Raw genomic sequence first — 20,923 nt, 5'->3', positions numbered from 1 at the left:
GACCCAGAATTCCCCGGGCTCGTTGCCCCACGATCGTCAATTGCCACGGGCAGAGTTTTCCACACCGGACCGATCGGTCAGACGCGTGCCGCCACCGGGGTGGGGGAGGTCACGGGCGCTGCCGAGTCGGGCATCGGCGCGGTGACGGTCGGGTCCGCCGGGCGAGGGTTCGCCCGCAAGGTCCCGAAGAGGCAGCCGCCGACGACCACCACCGCGCCGGCGAGGGCGAGCGGGCTCGGCTTTTCGTCGAGCACCAGCCAGGCAGCGCCGATGCCGACCACCGGCACCAGCAGCGACAGCGGCGCGACGGTGCTCGCCGGGTACCGGCTCATCAGCACGGTCCAGAGGCCGGACCCGGCGATGGTGCCCAGGACGACGATGTACGCGAGTCCGGCCAAGGCGGGCCAGCCGTTCGGGCTCAGCGACTGTCCGAGGGCGGACCAGCCGGTGGTGGGCCCCTCCACCACTGCGGACAGCGCCAGCAGCGGCAGCGGCGGGATCACGGTCATCCACAGCATCAGCCGCATCGGGTTGTCCGGCCGGGCCAGCCGGCTGCCGATGTTGCCGAACGCCCAGCCCAGCGCGGCGAGCAGGGTGAGCAGCAGCGGCAGCAAGGTCGCGTGCTGGGCCCGGTCCCAGCCGATCATCGCCATGCCGGCCACGGCGACCGCGATGCCGAGCAGTTGCCGTCGGCTCACGCGTTCGCGGAGCAGCACCGCACCCAGCAGCACCGTGAAGGGGGCGGCCGACTGCAACACCAGGGACGCCAGCCCGGTCGGCATCCCGGTGCTCATGGCCCAGAACAGGAACGCGAACTGCACGACGCCGAACCCGGCGCCGTAGAGCAGCAGCCACCGCAGCGGCACGGCCGGACGGGGGACGAACAGGACCACGGGGACCGCGATGACCAGGAAGCGGAGCCCGGCGAAGAAGTACGGCGGGAAATGGTCGAGGCCGGCGCGGATGGCCAGGAAGTTCAGCCCCCACAGCAGCACGACGGTCAGTCCGAGTAGGCGGTCGCGAGTGGTCACCCGGACAATGGTGCGCCAACCTAAACATCAGGACAATCGAATATAACTGGATGGTTCATGTAGATGTGCTGTACGAATCGTACCTCCGGGCCTACCCGTAGGTCTGTTCCAGATGCTCCTCGAGCAGATCGAGGAACTCGCCCTTGTCGTCTCCGACCTTGGCCAGCAGGCCGCTTGCCAGCAGCAGCCACGACACCAGCTGCGATCCGATCCGCCCGGCAAAGGCCGGGCGGAAGCGGATGGACTCGGTCAGGACGTAGCCGTTGCCCTCGGGTTCCATGGTGAGCGTCACGTCCTGGCGGATGCCGCGCTGCTTTCCGGAGTATGCGATCAACTCGTGCGGCACGTACTTGGTGATGCTCCACCGCACGATGTCGAAGTCGCACTCCTCACCGTGCTTGCTGTCCCAGCTCTGTCCCGCGGCCATCTCGAAGTCGGGAGGCAGGACGGTCTCCGTCTTGTGCTCCTCGTACGCTCCGCACTCCACCGGATGGGTGAAGGCGTTCCAGATGGTCTGCCGGTCGCCTTCCATCCGACGCCAGTTGCTGAAAGATGCGTACCCCACGAGGTCCCCCCGATCGGTGGATGCGAATGTCCCGAGCTCAGTTGGCGCCGGGAACGTTGTCCGGCGAATACCGTAGCTTCACCGCATGGATGTCGAGCGTCTCCGGGTCCTCCGCGAACTGGCCGACCGGGGCACGGTGGCCGCGACCGCCGTCGCGATGAACCTGACTCCGTCCGCGGTCTCCCAGCAACTGAAGGTCCTCGCCCGGGAGGCAGGCGTCGCCATCCTCGAACCGGACGGCCGCCGGGTCCGGCTCACCGCCGCCGGGCAGGCACTGGTGCTGAGGGCCGAGGACGTGCTGGCGGCGCTGGACCGGGCGACCGCGGAGATGGACTCCTACCGCGGCTCGCCCCGGGGGCGGGTGCGGGTGGCGTTGTTCCCCTCCGGCGCCGCGTTGATGCTGCCCGGCCTGCTGCGCCGGCTCGCCGGCTCCGGGGTCAACGTCGAGGCGCAGGACGTGGACGAACCCGCGTCGGCGGTGCCGCACCTGCTGGCGGACTTCGACGTGATCCTCACCCACCGGGACGAGCGCGCGCCGACCGTGGCGTCGCCGCGGGTCCGGATCGAGGAGCTGATGCGCGAACCCATCGACCTGGTGCTCTGGCCCGGGCATCCGCTGGCGGGCCGGGCGGGGGTCGAGCTCGACGAACTGGCGGAGGAGAGCTGGATCAGCGTGCGCGGCGGGTTCCCGGTGGACGACGTGCTGGAGTCGGTGGCCGCGGTGACCGGTGTCCGGCCGCGGGTGGTGCAGCGGATCAACGACTTCCGGGTGATCGAGGAGCTGGTCGCGGCCGGTCACGGGGTGGCGCTGATGCCGAGGCATGCGGTCGCCCACCCCGGCCTGGTGCACACGCACCTGGCGGGTATCCGGGCCGCGCGGATCTACGATCTGGCCACTCGGCCGGCCGCCGCGGAGCGTCCGGCGGTGGAGGCGGTGCTCGACGCCTTCCGTGCCGAGGCGCGGGCCGTGGTCGAGCGGGGGTAGTCAGCGCAACGGCACCGGGCCCACCCGGTGGCGGGAGCCTCGGTGCCGTTGCGGCGCAGTCGAACCAGCCGACTCCGGCGAGAGGTCAGGCGAGCGCCTTGGCCTTGAGCGCCTGGAACTCCGTCTCGGTGATGGTGCCACTGTCGAGCAGGGCCTTGGCGTCCGCGATGTGTTCGGCGGGTGACTTACCGCTGGCCACCTGCTTGATGTACGCGTCCTGCTGGTCCTTCATGTGCTGAGCCGCCCGCACGGAGCGCTTGGTCATCGCGTCACCGTTGACGATCAGGTAGATCAGCGCGGTGATGAATGGCACGAATATGAGGAAGACGATCCAGAGTGCCTTCACCCAGCCCGAGGTCCCCTCGGTGCGGAAGAGGTCGCCGATGATCGAGAAGAGCAGCATCAGGTAGGCGATGAAGGCGAAGCAGACGATGATGTACCAGATGATGTCCCAGAACGACATGTGAGGCTCCTGTATCTCCAGTGGATCCGAGTGTTCGCCTGAGAATCGCAGACCGCAGTCGAGCCCGCCTCACTCTTCACAGGTGAAAGAGCGCCGCAGCGGGTGAACAGTCGGTGACCTCCGGGCGGCGGCGCGCCCGTCTCCGGACTACCGCACGTGGCGGCCGTCGAGCGCGCAGAATGGACGCCATGACTGAGCCAGTGAACATAGGTCCGGTGGAGCTCGTGGTCCTGAGCTTTCCCGGCGTGCGCGTGGATCCCGCGGCCGTTCAGGCCATCCAGGACGTGGTCGATCGTGGCTACGTGACCCTGCTCGACCTCGTCTACATCGCCAAGGATGCGGACGGGAACATCACCCAGATCGACGTCGACGAGGACCTCGACGACATCGGACTCGCCATCCTCTCGATCGAGGCCAAGGCCCTGATCAGCGACGAGGACCTGGACGTGGTCCGGGATTCGCTCGAGCCGAACTCGTCCGCTGCGATCATCGTCTACGAGGAGACCTGGGCCCGGAACGTGGCCACCACCGTCACCGCGGCCGGCGGCGAGGTCGCGCTGCACGTCCAGATTCCGCGGGACGACGTCCTGGCGGCCATCAACGCGGTCCTCTGACCAGTCCCACCCACAGCGATCTTCGCAGACAGGAGAATCCCATGGTTTTCAGGGCAAGGCGCGTCGGGCGTCCCGGGTTGCTCGGCACCGTCGCGCGCACCGCGGTGGTCGCGGGTACCGCGCAGGCGACGTCGAATGCGATGAACCGCCGGTCCCAGCGGAAGGCCGAGGAGCAGCAGGCCTACGCCGACCAGCAGGCGGAGCAGCAGGCCGCGCAGCAGCAGGCCGCGTATGCGCAGCAGGTTCAGGCGCAGCAGGCAGCTGCGCCGGCAGCAGCGCCGGCCGGGGGTGACGACCTGATCGCCAAGCTGCAGCAACTCGGGCAGCTGCGCGACTCCGGAGTGCTCACCGACGACGAGTTCGCGGCCGCGAAGGCCAAGCTGCTCGGCTGACGCCGAAGCCGAGTTCGACCGGTTCGCATCGACACCTCACCGAGAGGCAACCGCATGTCAGAGCCCGACGGAGCAACGCCCGAGATCGCGACGGCCAACGCGGGTGTCGCGGAGGGCCTGCCGTTTTCCGATGATTCGGACTTCCTGGATGCGGAGCGCGGTTTCGTGGCCGCGCTGACTCCGGGTGTCGTGACGGGAGATGCCGGAACGGTGGTGTGGGACAACGACTCCTACGCGTTCCTCGAGGAGCCGTGCCCACCCACCGCGAACCCGAGCCTGTGGCGTCAGTCCAGGCTGGTGGCCAAGCAGGGCCTGTTCGAGGTGGCCGAACGGATCTACCAGGTCCGAGGCCTCGACCTGTCGAACATGACCCTGGTCGAGGGCGAGGCCGGCGTCATCGTCATCGACCCGCTGATCTCGGCCGAGACGGCGGCCGCCGCGCTCGCGCTCTACCGCGCGCACCGCGGCGACCGCCCCGTCACCGCGGTGATCTACACGCACTCGCACATCGACCACTTCGGCGGCGTCAAGGGCGTCACCACCGCAGAGGAGGTGGCCGCGGGCCGCTGCGCGATCCTCGCCCCGGTAGGGCTCGTCGAGCACGCGGTGGCGGAGAACGTCTACGCCGGCACCGCGATGGGCCGCCGGGCAGCGTACATGTACGGCGCCGCGCTGCCCCGCGGACCGCGGGGTGCGATCGGCGCCGGGCTGGGGCAGACCACCTCGACCGGTACCCCGACCCTCCTCGCCCCGACCGTCGACGTGTCCCGGACCGGCCAGGTCGAGACGGTCGACGGGGTTCGCATCGAGTTCCAGATGACGCCGGGCACCGAGGCGCCGTCGGAGATGAACTTCTACTTCCCGGACCTGCGCGCGCTCTGCATGGCGGAGAACGCGACCCACACCCTGCACAACCTGCTCACCCTGCGCGGCGCGCTGGTTCGGGACCCGCACGTGTGGTCCAAGTACCTGACCGAGTCGATCAACCGCTATGCCGCACGGTCCGACGTCCTGTTCGCCTCGCACCACTGGCCGACCTGGGGCACCGAACGGCTCACCGAGTTCCTGTCCCTGCAGCGCGACCTCTACGGATACCTGCACGACCAGACGTTGCGACGGATCAACCAGGGGCGCACCGGGATCGAGATCGCCGAGGAGTTCGAACTGCCGCCCGCCGTGGCGCGGGCCTGGCACACCCGCGGCTACTACGGGTCGGTCAGCCACAACGTCAAGGCCGTCTACCAGCGCTACATGGGCTGGTTCGACGGCAATCCCGCCCACCTGTGGGAACACCCGCCCACCGAGTCGGCGAAACGGCACGTCGAGTTCATGGGCGGTGCCGCCGAGGTGCTGCGCAAGGCCCGTGAGTCCTTCGCCGCCGGGGACTTCCGCTGGGTCGCACAGGTGGTGAACTACGTGATCTTCGCCGACCCGGACAACGCGGAGGCGAGGGCGTTGCAGGCCGACACGTACGAGCAGCTCGGCTTCGGCGCCGAGAACGGGACCTGGCGGAACTTCTATCTCACCGGGGCGTACGAGCTGCGACACGGCTCGGTCGGGACGCCGACCAGTCCGTCCGCGCCGGACATCGCGGCGGCGCTGTCGGTGGAGCAGGTGTTCGACGCACTATCCCTGCGGGTCGACGGTCCGCGGGCGTGGGCGGCGCAGGTGGTCGTCGACTGGCACGTCACCGACGAGAACCTCGTGCACCGGACCCAGCTGCGCAACGGCCTGCTGGTGCACTTCGACCTCGACGGAGACCTCGGCGCCGAGTTCCCGGCGGCCGACGCTACTTTCACGTTGGCGCGACCGCTGCTGCTCGGGGTACTGCTCGGCGGGGTGGACCTCGGAGCCGCGATCGCCGACGGCCGGATCGTGGCGGAGGGCGACCTCGGCAAGCTGGCCGAGCTCGCCGGCTACCTCGACGCGCCCGACCCGGACTTCTCGATCGTCACCCCTTAGCCGCGTAGTCGCGGTGAGATCCCTTGGCCGCGGCTGAGTTACGACGTGCTCAGATCTCGGTGGCCACCCTCCACGCCGAGTGCATCGCGCCTTCGATGTAGTCGACCTCGCCGGCGTCGCCGACGACGCGCACGTCGACGCCGTCGCGGGCCAGCGCGTCGGCCAGCGGTGCCGCCGCCGAGACACCCGACGCGACGACGACCATGTTCGCCGGCGCGGACAGGGTCTTGCCCCCGACCGTGAACTCGACGGACTTGCGGTTGATGCGCTCGACCGTCGCGTTGCGCTGGATGTCCACGCCCAGCTCGCCGGCGTGCCTGACCGCGGTCCAGCGGCGCGGCATCGCCATCGGCACACCGAGCTGCTGGCCCTCCTCGATCAGGGTCACCCGGCTGCCCCGCTCCGCCAGGAACTCCGCCAGTTCGAGGCCGACGAGCGATCCGCCGATGACGACGACGTTCTTGCTCATCGGCAGGAACTTGAGGAACTTGCGGCTCAGGACGCGGATCCTCTCGGGGCTCTTGGTGATGCCGACGAGCCCGCCGAGCTTGCCCATGGTCCGCAGGAACAGCGACTGGTCCGAGACGTCGCCGGCGCCGGTCATCAGGGCACGGAGGCTGTCTCCGGTGTGCACGTGGGGCAGGTTGCCGCCCGGCACGCTCGGCCGCGCCCGAACCGCACCGGTGGCGACCACGACGACGTCGGGCGCGAGGGCCTTGACCGTGGCGGCGGTGGCGTCGGTCTTCAGTCGGAATTCGACACCGAGACGCGTCGCCTCGTGGGTGAGCCAGTTCAGCAGTCGCTCGTTGTCGGGCGTGGTCAACGTGGAGAACCACAGGGTGCCGCCGAGGCGGTCGGTCTTGTCCAGCACGGTGACGCGGTGGCCGCGCTCGCTCGCGACGCGCGCGGTCTCGAGGCCGCCCGGGCCGGCGCCGACCACCACGATGTGCTTGCGGGCCGTCGTGGTCGGGAACGGGAGCAGCGTCTCGTTGCCCAGCGCCGGGTTGACCGCACACAGCGGGGTGTCGTCCCAGAAGTTCTCCTGCACGCACACGTAGCAGTTGATGCAGGGACGGACCTGCGCGGTGCGCCCCGTCTCGAGCTTGTTGACCAGTTCCGGGTCGGCCAGCAGCTGACGGCCCATCGCGACGAAGTCGGTGCGGCCTTCGGAGATCATCTTCTCGCCGACCTCGGGAAGCATGCGGCCGACGGTGATGACCGGGATCGACACCGCGCGCTTCACCGCAGTCGCATTGTCGGTGTAGTAGCCGACCTTGTCGGGCAGCGGGCCGTCGGTGAAGTTCGCGAACGCATTCAGCGCGGTGCCCGTGACGTGGATGGCATCCGCGCCGGCCGCCTCGAACATGGCGGCCGCGCCGGCGGCCTCCTCGGGGGTCAGGCCGTCGGACTCGCCGTACTCCTGCCCGGCCAGACGAACGATGACGGCGAGGCTGTCGCCGGCCTCGTTCTTGACCGCGCGGATCACCTCGCACGTCAGCCGGGCCCGGTTCTCCAGGGATCCGCCGTACTCGTCGGTGCGCTGGTTCGAGTAGCGGCTCAGGAAGCCGCCGAGCACGTAGTTGTGGGCGCAGTGGATCTCGACCGCGTCTCCGCCGGCGGCCTTCACCCGGCCGGCCGCCTCCGCGAACATCCGGACCAGCCATTCCAGATCGTCCTTGGTGGCCTCCCGGTAGGTGGCCTTCTTGCCCTCCTGGATGGCGGCCATCTTCCCGAGCTCCTCGGGGGTGCAGTCGGCCATCGCGCTCATGTCACCGGGCGGCTTCGGAATGGACGGCACCAGCTGCGGGCGGCCGTCGAGGGTGTCGATCCGGGCGACCTTGCCGTGGTGCGTCATCTGCACGCAGAGCTTGCTGCCGGTCTCGTGGACCGCGTCGGCGAGGGCCTTCAGTCCGGGAATGAACCGGTCCTCGGACAGGCCCGGCTCCTTGCGGCTGGTGCAGCCCGCCGGGTACGCGACGGCGCAGCAGCCCGTGATGATCATCCCGGTGCCGCCCTCGGCGCGGGCGGCGAAGTGGTCGATGTCGCCCTGATGGATCTCGCCGTCCTCGCAGAGGTTCATGTCCATGGCAGGGAGGACGACCCTGTTGCTCAGCGTCATCGGCCCGATGGCGCCGGGAGCGAGCAGGTGCGGGAACGTCTGGTGTCGGGTCGTCACGACCGGTAGTCAATGCGAAACGGGCGCCGGGGTGGTGCTCGTTTCCGATCAGCGGGACTGGGTCCACCGCGCAGAAAGGGGCCGCACCCCGACGGGTGCGGCCCCTTTGCGGAGTCTCGCTCAGTGCGCCCGGTTGACCGCCGAGACGACGGCCCGCAGCGAGGCGGTGGTGATCGAGGTGGCGACGCCGACGCCCCACACCACCTTGCTGGTGCCGTCCGGGGTGGTGACCGCGGCCTCCACGTACGCGGCGGCCTTGGCGTCGTCGCCCGCCGACATGGCGTGCTCGCTGTAGTCCAGGACCCGAACGTCGAAGCCGACCGTGGCGATCGCGTCGACGAACGCGGCCAGCGGGCCGTTGCCGCTGCCCGAGATCTCCTGTTCCTTGCCACCCACCTTCACCACGGCGGTGATGGAGTCGGTGCCGCCGTCGACCTCGGACGCGGTCACCTTCTGGCGCATCCGCTCGAGCGGGGTGATCGGGGCGAGGTACTCCTCGTTGAAGACGTCCCACATCTCCTTGGGCGAGACCTCGCCGCCCTCGCCGTCGGTCAGCTTCTGCACCGACTGCGAGAACTCCATCTGCAGTCGCCGCGGCAGCACCAGGCCGTGGTCGGCCTTCATGATGTACGCGACGCCGCCCTTGCCGGACTGGGAGTTCACGCGGATGACGGCCTCGTACGTGCGGCCGACGTCCTTCGGGTCGATGGGCAGGTAGGGGACCTGCCACAGGATGTCGGCCACGTCCGCGTCCTGCGAGTCGGCGGTGACCTTCATGTCGTCGAGGCCCTTGTTGATCGCGTCCTGGTGGCTGCCGGAGAACGCGGTGTAGACCAGGTCGCCGCCGTAGGGGTGGCGCTCGGCCACGGGCAGCTGGTTGCAGTACTCGACGGTGCGACGGATCTCGTCGATGTTGGAGAAGTCGATCTGGGGATCGACCCCGCGGGTGAACATGTTCAGGCCGAGCGTGACCAGGCAGACGTTGCCGGTGCGCTCGCCGTTGCCGAACAGGCAGCCCTCGATGCGGTCCGCGCCGGCCTGGTAGCCCAGTTCGGCGGCCGCGACGCCGGTGCCACGGTCGTTGTGCGGGTGCAGCGAGAGGATGACCGAGTCGCGACGCGCCAGGTTCCGGTGCATCCACTCGATCGAGTCGGCGTACACGTTCGGGGTGGCCATCTCGACCGTCGCGGGCAGGTTCAGGATCACCGGGTTGGCCGGGGTGGCGCCGAGGGTCTCGGTGACAGCGTCACAGACCTCCTTGGCGTAGGAGAGCTCGGTGCCGGTGTAGGACTCGGGGGAGTACTCCCAGCGCCAGTTGGTGTCCGGGTACTTCTTGGACTCCGTGAGCACCAGCTCGGCGGCGTCGGTGGCGATCTTCTTGATGACCACGCGGTCCGCGCGGAAGACCACCCGCCGCTGCAGGATCGAGGTGGAGTTGTAGAAGTGCACGATGACGTTCTCGGCGCCCTCGCACGCCTCGAAGGTGCGGGTGATCAGCTCGGGGCGCGACTGCGTCAGCACCTGGATGGTCACGTCGCTGGGGATCGCGCCGTCCTCGATGATCTCGCGGACGAAATCGAAGTCGGTCTGGCTCGCGGACGGGAAGCCGACCTCGATCTCCTTGTAGCCCATCCGCACCAGCAGGTCGAACATGCGGCGCTTGCGGGCCGGGCTCATCGGGTCGACGAGCGCCTGGTTGCCGTCACGCAGGTCCACCGCGCACCACATCGGGGCACGGTCGATGACCTTGTCCGGCCAGGTGCGGTCGGGGAGGGTGACCGGCTCGACCTCGTCGGCGAACGGCCGGTACCGGTAGGTCGGCATGGAGGAGTTCTTCTGCGGGTTCCAGGCGGGCTGGTCGGCAGGGGCGGGCTTGGACGGCGGCGTGATGGTGCGCGATCCAGAAGTAAAAGCGTCGGCGGGTGACATTGACGAATCTCCGAATTGAGGGGACGGGTAGTCCGATGGGTCGACCGGCGCGACTGAACCCCGCGACGGGAAGCCAGTCTGAATCAGACCCCGTCGCGGCGATTAAGAAGGAGCGCCCGCTGCATGTACGGCAGTCTACGCGCCGCCGCGTCGGGGCGGGTGTTCACCCGCCGGGAATGATGACCGGCCGACCGCCGTGCCCCACGCTCGGACGATGGTGTCGATTCCGTCGTGGGTGGGCCGGTGGTCCCGGGAACTGCTACCCGAACGCGGGTCCCTCAAGTCCGACCTCGTAGCCGGAATCCCCGGCGCGATCAGCAGCGTTCCCGACGGCATGGCCGCCGGTGTGCTCGCCGGCGTGAACCCGGTGCACGGTCTGTACGCGAGCTTTGCCGGGCCGGTGTTCGGCGGCCTGCAGACCAGCACCAAGCTGATGGTGATCACCACGACCAGCGCCGCCGCACTGGCCGCGGGGTCCGTGTTGGCCGAGGTTCCGGAGCCGGACCGGGCCGGGGCGGTGATGTTGTTGACCCTGGTCGCGGGTGCGGTGATGGTGGCGGCCGCTCTGCTCCGGCTCGGCCGGTACACCCGGTTCGTCTCGCACTCCGTGATGACCGGGTTCCTGACCGGGGTGGCGGTCAACATCGTGCTCGGCCAGATCGGTGACCTCGCCGGGGTGAGCGCCACCGGGTCGGTCGCGATCGCGAAGGCACTCGACGTGCTCACCCACCCGTCGGCCGTCGACCTGGCGTCGTTGCTGACGGGGCTGCTGGCCCTGCTCCTGCTGGTGGTCCTCTCCCGTACCCGCCTCGCCCTGTTCAGCGCCCTGATCGCGTTGGTGGTGCCCTGCCTGGTGGTGATCGTGCTCGGGCTGGACAGCGTCGCGCGGGTGGCCGACGTCGGGGCCATCCCGACCGGGATCCCGCTCCCGCAACTACCCGACTTCGGCCTGCTCTCGCCGTCGCTGGTCGGCGGCGGGTTCGCCGTCGCCGCGATCGTGCTGGTGCAGGGCGTGGGTGTGGCGGAAGCGTCGCCGAACCGGGACGGGTCCCGGTCGCGCCCCAACCGGGACTTCTCCGCGCAGGGAGTTGGCAACATCGCTTCCGGCCTGTTCGGCGGGATGCCGGTCGGCGGTTCGGTGGGGCAGACGGCGCTCAACGACTCGGCGGGCGCGAAGAGCCGCTGGGGCGCGATCTTCTCCGGCCTCTGGATGCTCGTCATCCTGGTCGCCTTCTCCGGGCTGGTCGGCAAGGTCCCGATGCCCACACTGGCCGCGGTGCTGGTCTTCGCGGCGGTCGGCTCGATCCGGCCCGCCCAGATCCTCTCCATCCTGCGTAGCGGGCCGAGTTCGATTCTCGCGCTTGTCATCACCTTCATGGCGACTCTGATCCTCCCGGTGACCGCGGCGGTGGGGATCGGCGTGGTCCTGTCGATCCTGTTGCAGCTGAACCAGGAGGCGGTGGACCTGCGGGTGGTCCGGCTGGTGCCGCAGCCGGACGGGACCCTGGTCGAACACGTCGCACCGAACACGCTGAAGGACCGGGAGGTGGTGGTCCTGGACGTGTACGGCAGCCTCTTCTACGCGGGCGCGCGGACGCTCCAGGTCCGGTTGCCGGACCCGGCGAACGCGGAGTCACCCGAGGTGGTCCTGCGCCTGCGCGGGCGCACCACGCTCGGGGCGACGTTCTTCAAGGTGGTCGCCGACTACGCGGCACGGCTGGATGGGCTCGGTGGCCGGTTGTATCTGAGCGGACTGACTCCGGAGGCCCTCGAGCAGTGGAACCCCGGGCGGCTGGCCACCCAGGGTGTGGTGCTCGAGACCTTCGCCGCGACCAGCACACTCGGCGAGTCCACCCTCGACGCGGTCGAGGCGGCCGAGCGCCGGTTGGTGCGCGCGGTGCGCGCCGAATACACCGTTTGAACGGACCTGGACGCTTGTTTCGTAAAACCGGGACCGTCGCTGACGCTGGTTGGCTACTGTATGGCCGTCGGATCAGGATTTACGCCTCGCTTGTAGCTGGTTTCTGGGAAGAGAGATGTGCATGTCGGCATTCGTGAACGGCCCCGCCCGGGCCGCAGTCGATCTTCGACGAGCTTCCGTCCGGGGCGGTCTGGTGCGCCGAGGTGCTGCAGTCCTCGCCGGTACCGGGATCGCGCTCGCGGGACTGGCCGTGCTGGCCCCCGTCGCGAGCGCGGACACCACGATCAACGGCTGTGTCATCGTCTCGAAGCCCACCGTCGACAAGTTCACCGACTGCGCGGCCGCGAATCTCGCCGGCGCGGCACTGGAGAAGATGGACCTGTCCTTCGCGAAGCTGGCCGGTGCGAACCTGACCGGGACGAACCTCGCGGATTCGAACCTCTCCGGGGCCGACCTCACCGCGGCCAACATGTCGCTCGCCCTGTTCACCAACGCAAATCTGGCCAAGGCGAACCTGACCAACGCCTATGCGCCCGACGCGAACTTCGACCACGCGGACCTGCGTGAGGCGAATCTCAAGGGCGCCCGGTTCTCCGGCGCCAGCCTGATCGGCGCGAACCTGGCGGGGGCACTCGATCAGAATCTGGCCGGCGCCGTGACCAAGGAGGGGGAGGCACCCGCCGACAACGGCAGCGCAGGCAGCGCCACGCTGCCGGCCGTCACCCCGGACACCCCCCTGTTCGGCTCGGCGTTCGCCGGCTCGACCAACATCAGTGGCGAAGGAACCGGCGGCGAGTACGTGCCGCCGCCCGCGCCCATGATCGGTTCGGCCGTCACCGGTTCCACCAACATCAGCGGTGTCGGCTAGGAACCACCAGATCCAGGACTGCGCGCGATCGACACCCAACTTCGGTGTCGTTCGCGCACAGTCGTTTTCGGGGTCAGTCCGGCAGTCGTCGCATCTCGACGACGGTGATGCCCAGCGCATCGAAGCGGGCGAGCATGCCGCGCAGCTGGGTGTCGTTGTCGATCGGGCCGTACAACGTCGTGTAGGCATGCGGTGTGGCGGACACCTCGAGCTCGGGGAAGGCGGCGAGGGCACGTTCGGACAGCTCGCCCCGCAGGAGGAACTCGTAGCGAACCCGGGAGTACGGGGGATGTGCCACCGACGCGACCTCCTCGGTGTGGTGTTCGGCGGGCCGACCGGGACGCGCTGGCCGACGCAATCCAGTGTTGCCGGGCCGGGCGTGATCCGCCTCACCCTCGGGTGGTGAGACCGCCCGATACGTGGCCGGAACCGCCCGCCTGCGACGCCGTGCTCACAGCAGGCCGCGGTTCCGGGCCGCGGTGATGGCGTCCCGGCGGGTCCGCACTCCCAGCTTGCGGTACACCCCCCGCAGGTGGGTCTTGACGGTGTTGACCGACACGAACAGGTCGGCCGCGATCTCCTCGGCCGTGCGCCAGGACGGCAGCTCTCGGAGCAGTTCCATCTCGCGGGGGGTCAGCAGGTCGGACCGGGAGCCGGCGGCCTTCGGGATGGCCGACCGGGCGGCCGCGGCGAACTCGTCGTAGACCCCGAAGCGCCCGTGGTGGCGGTCGAGCAGGTCCCGGATCTGGTCGCCGGAGTCGAAGAACGGTCGCAGGATCCCGCTCGGCTCCGCGAGCGTCAGGGCTTCGAGCAGCGCCGCGTGGGCCGCGATCGGGTCGTTGCGGTCGTCGGCGAGCGTCGCCTCCATCAGCCAGGCCCGGACCAGGGTGGTGTCGGCGGTGCACGGGACACTGCCGCTCAGTACCGGGGCGAGATCACGGCGGGCCGCGTCGCCGCGACGGTGGTGCACCGCCATCGACGCGGCCAGGACCGCCAGTTCGCCGCAGTCGCCGAGTTCGCGCGCGGCGAGGTCGGCGACCTGGCCGGCCCAGCCGATCTCGCCGACGTTCAGGAACGCGCGTTGCAGGGACGGCGCGAGCAGCGCGGTGACACCGGGCGGCAGCGGCCGGCCGGGTTCTGGAGCGGCGTTCTCGTGGATGACCCGGGCCAACGCGTGCGGGTTCTCGGAGTCCTCGAAGTCGAACAGCGCCGCCAGGCACGCGGCGGCGCGCGCGATCGCCGGGTCGCCGCAGCCCGCCAGGCCCAGCGCCGACTCGGCGCCGAGCCGACGCATCGGCTCGTCCTCCACTCGCAGGTAGTGGGCCCAGGCGGTCAGCAGTTGCGCCACGTGGAAGTACAGGGTTCCGGTCAGGCCGTTTGCCCGGCCGAAGTTCTCGGCCTGCCGGGCCAGCTCGGTCATCTCGGTGAGCCGGCACCGGTAGGCTGCCGCGGCGGCGCGGGCGGCGAGGGCCTGCAGGACGACGGCGGACAGGTCGGCGGCGCGGGCGTCGGCCAGTGCATCGGCGAGGTGTCGGTCGGCGGGACCGATCCGTCCGAGGTACAGCTCGGCCATTCCTTCCTGGACCCGGGAGAACGCATCGAGCTCGGGATTGCCGGTGGCACCGACCGGTGCCGCCTGCAGGGTCTCGAGGGCGTCCGCGATGCCCCCGCTCTGGACGGCCAACTGCACGCGCAGAGCGTCCTCGAGGACCGCGAGTTCGGAGGCGTCGTCGGTGTGGCGATCCGCCACCCCGAGGTGCGAGGTGGCGGCGGCGTCGTTGCCGCGGTCGAGTTCGGCTGCGGCGCGGAGCAATCGGATGGACGGGGCGGAGCGCACCGACCGCGGCGCGCGGTCGAGCACCCCGATCACCGCCTCGCCGCGTCCCGCGAGGACCAGGTGCAGGCCGCGTTCTTCGAGCAGCGCCAACAGCGCCTCGTCCTGGCCGGCATGCAACGCGTGCTCGAGCGCGGGCAGGTAGTCGCCGCTGCGGCCGAACCACGCCGCCGCGGTCTGTTCGAGGTCGGTGACCGCGCGGTGACCCTGTCGGCCCACCTCGGCGCGCAGGTATTCCCGCAGCAGCGGGTGGTACCGGTACCAGCCCGGGGACCCGGTGACCCGTTCGACGAGGAAGTTGCTGCGCTCGAGGTGGTCGAGAATGGTTCGGGCGTCGGTGTTTCCGGTCAGCGCCTCGGCCAGTTCGACGGTGAACAGTTCGGGGACCGACGTCTCCACCACGAAGTGGCGGCACGGGTCGGGAAGGCCGTCGAGGATTTCGTTGACCAGATAGTCGGCCACAATCCGGTTGTCCCCGTTGAAGTCTGCGATCATCGCCGCGGGATCGCGCTGGCAGGCAAGGGAAATCGCGGCCAGACGTAGGCCCGCTGCCCAACCCTCGGTGCGGTCGCGGATCATCGCGAGTTCGGGTTCGTCCAGGCTGACCCCGTGCTCGGCCAACATGGTGGTGGTCTCTTCTGCGGTGAATGCCAGTTCGTTGGACGAGAAGTCGTGGACCCGGCCGTCGAGTCGCATCCGGTGCACGGCCAGCGGCGGTGCGAACCGCCCAGCGACGACGGTGCAGAGCGATGGCGGGGCCCACTGAAGAATCTCGTTCATCGCATCGAGGGCCGCCGGTTCGTGCAACAGGTGCGCGTCGTCGAGGACCATCACGATCGGGTCGCCGAGCGTGCCGAGCGCGCGCGTCAGTTCACCGGGGTAGTCGCCGTCGGTGACGGGTGGCAGCGGCCGAACCGCGTCCGCCAATGTGGCGTCGCCCGAATTCTCCAGTGCGACATGCATAGACGTGCGCAGGGCAATCGGGTCGTTGTCCGATTCCTCCACGGTGAGCCAGGCGAGCGCCGGGCCTCCCGGGCGGTCGGCCACCTCGGCGGCCCAGTCGGAGAGCAGCATGGTCTTTCCGGAACCCACTGGGGCGCTGAGCATCACGACCGTGCCGGCAGATCGCTCTGTCGGAAGTGTCAGGTCGGAGAGTGTGTCGAGTAGTCGTTGTCGGCGAATCGCCGGATTGGTGTATGACGGTGGGCAAGTTCGTATTCGGCGCGTATCCCAGCTCGTAACGGACATCTGGCCTCTTCCCCCACGGACGACGACGCCGGTGCGCACGCACCAACGCACCCCCATGCGGCAAGCCGCATCGGGGCCAGTTGATAGGGAGCGTAACCCTGGTCACGGATTTTTGCGTGTCGTTCGAGTGCCTATGGGGTGTCGTCAGCGGCCGGTCCACTGCGGCGGACGGTGTTCGCCCCTCGCCGCGGGCCGCGGCGACGTGGCGGCGTTTGGCCTCGGGGATCGGCGAACGAGGCGTCGCGCGCTGCGATCGCGAGGTCGGTTCCGGACGCCGGGCCGTCGCGTGCGGAATAAAATACGATACCGTTCCGTATCTATATTGCGGGTCGGACGGCAGGACGCCGGCGACCGTCATCACAACTTCGGAAGGCCAGCCATGACCACCACCTCGTCGGCACGCGCGTCCGCCGCGCCCGGCACCGGCGCGCCCAGGCACCTGGGCCTCGCCCTCGTCGTCATCGCCACCGCGCAGCTGATGGTGATCCTCGACAGCACCATCACCAACATCGCACTGCCCAGTATCCAGGCCGATCTCGGCATCTCCGCGTCCGGACTGGCCTGGGTGGTGAACTCCTACGTGCTGGCCTTCGGCGGCCTGCTGCTGCTGGGCGGCCGGTCGGGTGACCTGTTCGGCCGACGCCGGATGTTCCGGATCGGCATCGCCGTGTTCACCCTCGCGTCGCTGCTCGGCGGCCTGGCGCCCAATGTCGAACTGCTGATCGCGGCCCGTGTGTTGCAGGGCGTCGGGGCGGCGATCGCCGCGCCCACCGCGCTGTCGTTGATCGCGACGACCTTCCCCGAGGGCGGGCCCCGCAACAAGGCGATGGGTGTCTACGCGGCCATGTCGGGCATCGGCTCGACCCTCGGCCTGCTGCTTGGCGGCGTACTCACCGACTACCTGGACTGGCGGTGGATCTTCTTCGTCAACGTCCCGATCGGCGTCGCGCTGCTCGCCGGCACCCGCATACTGCCCGTCGGTGACCGCATGACCGGTCGCCTCGACGTGCCCGGTGCGATCACCGGCACCCTGGGCCTGGTGAGTCTCGTCTACGCGATCACCCGCGGTGGCGAGTCCGGCTGGACGGACTCCGTCACCCTGGCGCTGTTCGCCGCCGCCGCCGTCCTGTTGGTGGGATTCCTGGTGATCCAGACCCGCTCAGACCACCCGATGATGCCGTTGCGACTGTTGAAGGACCGCAACCGGTCCGGCTCCTACGCCACCATGCTGGTGGTCGGCGCCGCGATGTTCGCGATGTTCTACTTCCTCTCGCTCTACATGCAGCAGGTGCTCGGCTTCTCGCCGATGCAGACCGGGCTGGCCTACCTGCCCTTCAGTCTCGGCATGGGCTTCGGCGCGGCGATGGGCTCGAAGCTCGCCGGCAGGGTGCCGGCCCGGCTGCTCGCCGGTCCCGGCCTGGTGCTCGCGGCGGTGGGCCTGGCCTGGTTCGCCTTCCTCGAACCGGACTCGTCGTACTGGACGCACCTGCTGCCGGCGATGTTCGTCACCGCGCTCGGCCTCGGCGTCACCTTCCTGCCGATGACCCTCGGCGCGGTGTCCGGGGTGACCGACGGCGACGCCGGCATCGCGTCCGCCCTGCTGAGCACCGCCCAGCAGATCGGCGGCGCGATGGGGCTCGCCCTGCTCTCGACGGTGGCCACCACCGCCGCGAACGGCACGCTCGCCGACGCGGACAAGGCGTACTTCCGGGCGCTGGGCACCGGCGACGAGTCACTGCTCGCGCAGGCGTCGAACGCCCTGACCGAGGGATTCACCGCCGCGTTTGCCGTGGCGGCGGTGCTGCTGGTGGTCGGGCTGGTGGTCACCGTGACCGCCGTCAACGCGAAGGCCGCCACCGGCGAGTCGGCCCCACCGGTACACGCGGGCTGACTGCCGGGATCGGACAATTCCGCAGCTGACAGGATCGGGGGCGGCGGCCGCAGGGCCGTCGCCCCTGGATTGGAGGACACCAGTGTCATCGCCGTCGAAGGCCGGCCGTCCGCGTAGCGCGGACCTCGACCGCGCACTTCTCGTCGCCACTCAGGACCTGCTCGCCGAGGTCGGGTACGACCGTCTGTCCATCGAAACCGTCGCCGCCCGGTGCGGCGCCGGCAAGGCCACCGTCTACCGCCGCTGGGCGGGCAAGAGCGAACTGGTCGCCGACGCGGTCGCGCAACTGCACGGCGAGTACCCGGAACCGGACACCGGCACGCTGCGCGGCGACCTGCTGCTGATGTCGTCGATCTGGCTCGACCCGGACTCCCGTCGCGACGCCGTGGTCGCCGGCCTGCTCACTGCGATGGCTCACGATGCCGGACTGCGCGAGGCGGTACGGGTGGCGGTCTCGGAGCCGCACCAGGCGATCTTCGCCGCGATCGTCGGCCGGGCGGTCGCGCGCGGCGAGGTTCCCGCCGGCCGCGACCTCGAGATGATCGGCTCCGTGTTCCCCGCCGTCACCTTCCACCACCTGACCGTGCTCGCCGCCCCGGTGGGCAAGGAGCTGGTGGAACGGATCATCGACGGCGTGCTGATGCCGGCGTTGACCTGGCACGAGCCCACCACACGCGGATGAGCGAGGTGATCGGGCGCGGCGGCGACCTCGTGCCCGAGGTCGGCGACGGGGCAGTCCCGGCGCCGGTGCCCGTCGAGGCCGACGACGCGACCTATCACTGGCTGCGGGGACGGCCGCGGCGGTGCCGCCTGCGTGGCGACGGCACGGCCGCGCAGTTCGCCCGGTTCGTCCTGGTCGGCGGCTCGAGCAACATCGTCTACGCGATGGTGTTCCTGTTGCTGCGCGGTCAGGGATCCCTGCTCGCCAACGTCGCCGGCGTCGCGCTCAGCACGGTGCTGGCCAACGAACTCCACCGGCGGCTCACCTTCAATGCGGCCGAGCGGGTGGACTGGCTGTCCGCGCAGTGGGAGGCGGGCGGCCTCGCGCTGGTCGGCCTCGCCCTCAGCACGTCCGCGCTGGCCCTGGTCGGGGTGTGGTTCCCGTCGGCGCCCGGCGTCGTACAGGCGATCCTCGTCGTCGCGGTCAGCGCGCTCGTCGGCGTGTTCCGGTTCCTGGCGCTGCGCGGCTGGGTCTTCTCCGTCGCACGCTGAGCCGGGTCGCGGGAATACGCCGGAGTACCACCTGGTTCTGCCGTATAATTGAATCGTCAACTAAATTGGAGTGAGCATGCAGTTCGGGATCTTCACGGTCGGCGACGTCACGACGGACCCCACCACGGGGCACACGCCGACCGAGGCGGAGCGGATCAAGGCGATGGTCGCCATCGCGCAGAAGGCCGAGGAGGTGGGTCTGGACGTGTTCGCCAGCGGCGAGCATCACAACCCGCCGTTCGTGCCGTCCTCACCCACCACGATGCTCGGCTACATCGCCGCCAACACCGAGCGGATCATCCTGTCCACGTCGACGACCCTGATCACCACCAACGACCCGGTCAAGATCGCCGAGGACTTCGCGATGCTGCAGCACCTCGCGGACGGTCGAGTCGACCTGATGCTCGGCCGCGGCAACACCGGCCCGGTCTACCCCTGGTTCGGTCAGGACATCCGTCAGGGCATCCCGCTGGCCATCGAGAACTACGGACTGCTGCACCGGCTCTGGCGTGAGGACGTAGTCGACTGGGAGGGCAACTTCCGCACCCCGCTGCAGTCCTTCACCTCGACGCCGCGCCCGTTGGACGGGGTGGCGCCCTTCGTCTGGCACGGGTCGATCCGCAGCCCGGAGATCGCCGAGCAGGCCGCCTACTACGGCGACGGGTTCTTCGCCAACCACATCTTCTGGCCGAAGGAACACTTCAAGCGCCTGATCGACCTGTACCGCCGCCGGTACGAGCACTACGGTCACGGCTCGGCAGACCAGGCGGTCGTCGGGCTCGGCGGGCAGGTGTTCATGGCCAAGAACTCGCAGGACGCGGTGCGGCAGTTCCGTCCGTACTTCGACAATGCGCCGGTGTACGGCCACGGGCCGTCGCTGGAGGAGTTCACCGAGCAGACCCCGCTGACCGTGGGCAGCCCGCAGGAGGTCATCGACAAGACGCTGACCTTCCGCGAGACCTTCGGCGACTACCAGCGGCAGCTGTTCCTGGTCGACCACGCGGGCCTGCCGCTCAAGACGGTGCTCGAGCAGCTCGACCTGCTCGGCGAGGAGGTCGTCCCGGTGCTGCGCAAGGAACTCGACGCGCTGCGCCCGGCGCACGTGCCGGACGGTCCGACGCACCGGGCGCGGGTCGAGGCGGCCCGGGCCGGGCAGGCGCTCCGATGACCCGCCGGCTTGCCGTGGTCGCCGCCGGCCTGGGGCAACCCTCGTCGACGCGGCTGCTTGCCGACCAGCTCGCCGCCGCCACCACCCGGGCCCTCGCCGAACTCGGCGAGGGCGCCGAGGTGGAGGTCGTCGAGCTGCGCGACCACGCCCACGACCTGATGAACAACATGCTCACGGGATTCCCGAGCGGGGACCTGAAGCGGGCGATCGACGCCGTCGTCGGCGCCGACGGGTTGATCGTGGTCACGCCGATCTTCAACGCGTCGTACAGCGGGCTGTTCAAGTCGTTCTTCGACGTGCTCGAGCCCGGCGCGCTGGACCGCAAGCCGGTGCTGATCGGCGCGACTGCCGGCACCGCCCGGCACTCGCTCGCGATCGAGCACGCCGTCCGCCCGATGTTCGCGTACCTGCGTGCGGTGGCGGTGCCCACCGGCGTGCTCGCCGCGTCCGAGGACTGGGGCTCGGGCGGAACGGGGAGCGGGCTCGCCGGTCGGATCGATCGCGCGGCCGGCGAACTCGCCGACGCGATCGCCGGGCGCGCGAACCACGCGCCGGCGGACCCGTTCGACGATCCGGTGCCGTTCGAGCAACTGCTGGCGCAGCAGGTCCGGTAGAACACAGCGGCGGCGGGCATTCCAACCGGAATGCCCGCCGCCGCAGTCGA

The 20,923-nt window shown here is 69.9% G+C and carries 18 protein-coding genes; 11 read left to right on the top strand and 7 right to left on the bottom strand.

Going from position 1 to position 20,923, the window contains the following annotated elements; genetic code table 11:
- Positions 1 to 77 precede the first annotated feature (77 nt).
- Together RT2_RS20550 and RT2_RS20545 are read right to left on the bottom strand one after the other, a co-directional pair.
- Positions 78 to 1,031: an EamA family transporter gene (locus tag RT2_RS20550; protein ID WP_072846660.1), complete on the bottom strand. Its 954-nt coding sequence runs from the start codon at positions 1,029 to 1,031 to the stop codon at positions 78 to 80.
- Positions 1,032 to 1,122: 91 nt separating this feature from the next.
- The gene (locus RT2_RS20545; protein ID WP_139191118.1) at positions 1,123 to 1,596 is read right to left on the bottom strand and encodes an SRPBCC domain-containing protein; all 474 of its coding nucleotides are present in this window, start codon (positions 1,594 to 1,596) and stop codon (positions 1,123 to 1,125) included.
- A gap of 85 nt (positions 1,597 to 1,681) precedes the next feature.
- Between RT2_RS20545 and RT2_RS20540 the strand changes: the two genes are divergently transcribed.
- The gene (locus RT2_RS20540; RefSeq protein WP_072846658.1) at positions 1,682 to 2,581 is read left to right on the top strand and encodes a LysR family transcriptional regulator; all 900 of its coding nucleotides are present in this window, start codon (positions 1,682 to 1,684) and stop codon (positions 2,579 to 2,581) included.
- Positions 2,582 to 2,666: 85 nt separating this feature from the next.
- On the opposite strand, the gene RT2_RS20535 is transcribed toward RT2_RS20540, so the two are convergent.
- A complete protein-coding gene (locus RT2_RS20535) occupies positions 2,667 to 3,044 on the bottom strand; it encodes an SHOCT domain-containing protein (protein WP_072846657.1) in 378 nt (125 codons plus the stop codon).
- Between the two features lie 188 nt (positions 3,045 to 3,232).
- On the opposite strand from RT2_RS20535, the gene RT2_RS20530 reads away from it, so the two are divergent.
- The 3 genes from RT2_RS20530 to RT2_RS20520 are packed head-to-tail and all read left to right on the top strand — an operon-like array spanning position 3,233 to position 6,012.
- Positions 3,233 to 3,658, top strand: coding sequence for a DUF6325 family protein (locus RT2_RS20530; protein ID WP_072846681.1), 426 nt, complete (start codon positions 3,233 to 3,235; stop codon positions 3,656 to 3,658).
- 41 nt (positions 3,659 to 3,699) lie between these two features.
- Complete coding sequence (locus tag RT2_RS20525) at positions 3,700 to 4,050, top strand: SHOCT domain-containing protein (protein ID WP_072846656.1); 351 nt, start codon at positions 3,700 to 3,702, stop codon at positions 4,048 to 4,050.
- A gap of 54 nt (positions 4,051 to 4,104) precedes the next feature.
- Positions 4,105 to 6,012 carry an alkyl/aryl-sulfatase gene (locus RT2_RS20520; protein ID WP_072846655.1) on the top strand — a complete coding sequence of 636 codons (1,908 nt, stop codon included), beginning with the start codon at positions 4,105 to 4,107 and terminating at the stop codon, positions 6,010 to 6,012.
- Positions 6,013 to 6,061: 49 nt separating this feature from the next.
- Here the strand turns inward: RT2_RS20520 and RT2_RS20515 are convergent, their stop codons facing one another.
- Both RT2_RS20515 and leuA read right to left on the bottom strand, forming a co-directional pair.
- Positions 6,062 to 8,188 carry an oxidoreductase gene (locus RT2_RS20515; RefSeq protein ID WP_072846654.1) on the bottom strand — a complete coding sequence of 709 codons (2,127 nt, stop codon included), beginning with the start codon at positions 8,186 to 8,188 and terminating at the stop codon, positions 6,062 to 6,064.
- Between the two features lie 120 nt (positions 8,189 to 8,308).
- On the bottom strand, positions 8,309 to 10,117 hold the full coding sequence (gene leuA / locus RT2_RS20510; RefSeq protein WP_072846653.1) for a 2-isopropylmalate synthase: 1,809 nt from the start codon (positions 10,115 to 10,117) through the stop codon (positions 8,309 to 8,311).
- A gap of 214 nt (positions 10,118 to 10,331) precedes the next feature.
- On the opposite strand from leuA, the gene RT2_RS20505 reads away from it, so the two are divergent.
- Together RT2_RS20505 and RT2_RS20500 are read left to right on the top strand one after the other, a co-directional pair.
- The gene (locus RT2_RS20505; RefSeq protein WP_072846652.1) at positions 10,332 to 12,038 is read left to right on the top strand and encodes a SulP family inorganic anion transporter; all 1,707 of its coding nucleotides are present in this window, start codon (positions 10,332 to 10,334) and stop codon (positions 12,036 to 12,038) included.
- Between the two features lie 121 nt (positions 12,039 to 12,159).
- Positions 12,160 to 12,906, top strand: coding sequence for a pentapeptide repeat-containing protein (locus RT2_RS20500; RefSeq protein ID WP_169888470.1), 747 nt, complete (start codon positions 12,160 to 12,162; stop codon positions 12,904 to 12,906).
- A 73-nt stretch (positions 12,907 to 12,979) separates the two neighbouring features.
- Here RT2_RS20500 and RT2_RS20495 read toward each other — a convergent pair whose 3' ends face one another.
- Positions 12,980 to 13,204 carry a DUF8691 family protein gene (locus tag RT2_RS20495; protein WP_072846650.1) on the bottom strand — a complete coding sequence of 75 codons (225 nt, stop codon included), beginning with the start codon at positions 13,202 to 13,204 and terminating at the stop codon, positions 12,980 to 12,982.
- Between the two features lie 153 nt (positions 13,205 to 13,357).
- On the bottom strand, positions 13,358 to 15,847 hold the full coding sequence (locus RT2_RS20490) for a winged helix-turn-helix domain-containing protein (protein WP_072846649.1): 2,490 nt from the start codon (positions 15,845 to 15,847) through the stop codon (positions 13,358 to 13,360).
- Between the two features lie 520 nt (positions 15,848 to 16,367).
- Between RT2_RS20490 and RT2_RS20485 the strand changes: the two genes are divergently transcribed.
- The 5 genes from RT2_RS20485 (at position 16,368) to RT2_RS20465 (ending at position 20,873) form a co-directional block, all read left to right on the top strand.
- Complete coding sequence (locus RT2_RS20485; protein WP_072846648.1) at positions 16,368 to 17,879, top strand: MFS transporter; 1,512 nt, start codon at positions 16,368 to 16,370, stop codon at positions 17,877 to 17,879.
- 82 nt (positions 17,880 to 17,961) lie between these two features.
- Positions 17,962 to 18,561: a TetR/AcrR family transcriptional regulator gene (locus RT2_RS20480; protein ID WP_072846647.1), complete on the top strand. Its 600-nt coding sequence runs from the start codon at positions 17,962 to 17,964 to the stop codon at positions 18,559 to 18,561.
- Positions 18,558 to 19,091 (top strand): GtrA family protein, encoded by a 534-nt coding sequence (locus RT2_RS20475; RefSeq protein ID WP_083577520.1) that lies wholly within the window; start codon positions 18,558 to 18,560, stop codon positions 19,089 to 19,091. The genes RT2_RS20480 and RT2_RS20475 overlap by 4 nt, the downstream gene beginning before the upstream one ends.
- A 76-nt stretch (positions 19,092 to 19,167) precedes the next feature.
- Entirely contained in the window at positions 19,168 to 20,259 is a 1,092-nt protein-coding gene (locus RT2_RS20470) for an LLM class flavin-dependent oxidoreductase (protein WP_072846646.1), read from the top strand.
- Positions 20,256 to 20,873, top strand: a complete 618-nt coding sequence (locus RT2_RS20465; protein ID WP_072846645.1) for an FMN reductase — start codon at positions 20,256 to 20,258, stop codon at positions 20,871 to 20,873. The genes RT2_RS20470 and RT2_RS20465 overlap by 4 nt, the downstream gene beginning before the upstream one ends.
- Positions 20,874 to 20,923: the final 50 nt, after the last annotated feature.

The organism is Rhodococcus tukisamuensis NBRC 100609 (assembly GCF_001894985.1).
Lineage (GTDB): Bacteria > Actinomycetota > Actinomycetes > Mycobacteriales > Mycobacteriaceae > Rhodococcus_G > Rhodococcus_G tukisamuensis.
This window is presented reverse-complemented; position numbering and strand designations above follow the sequence as displayed.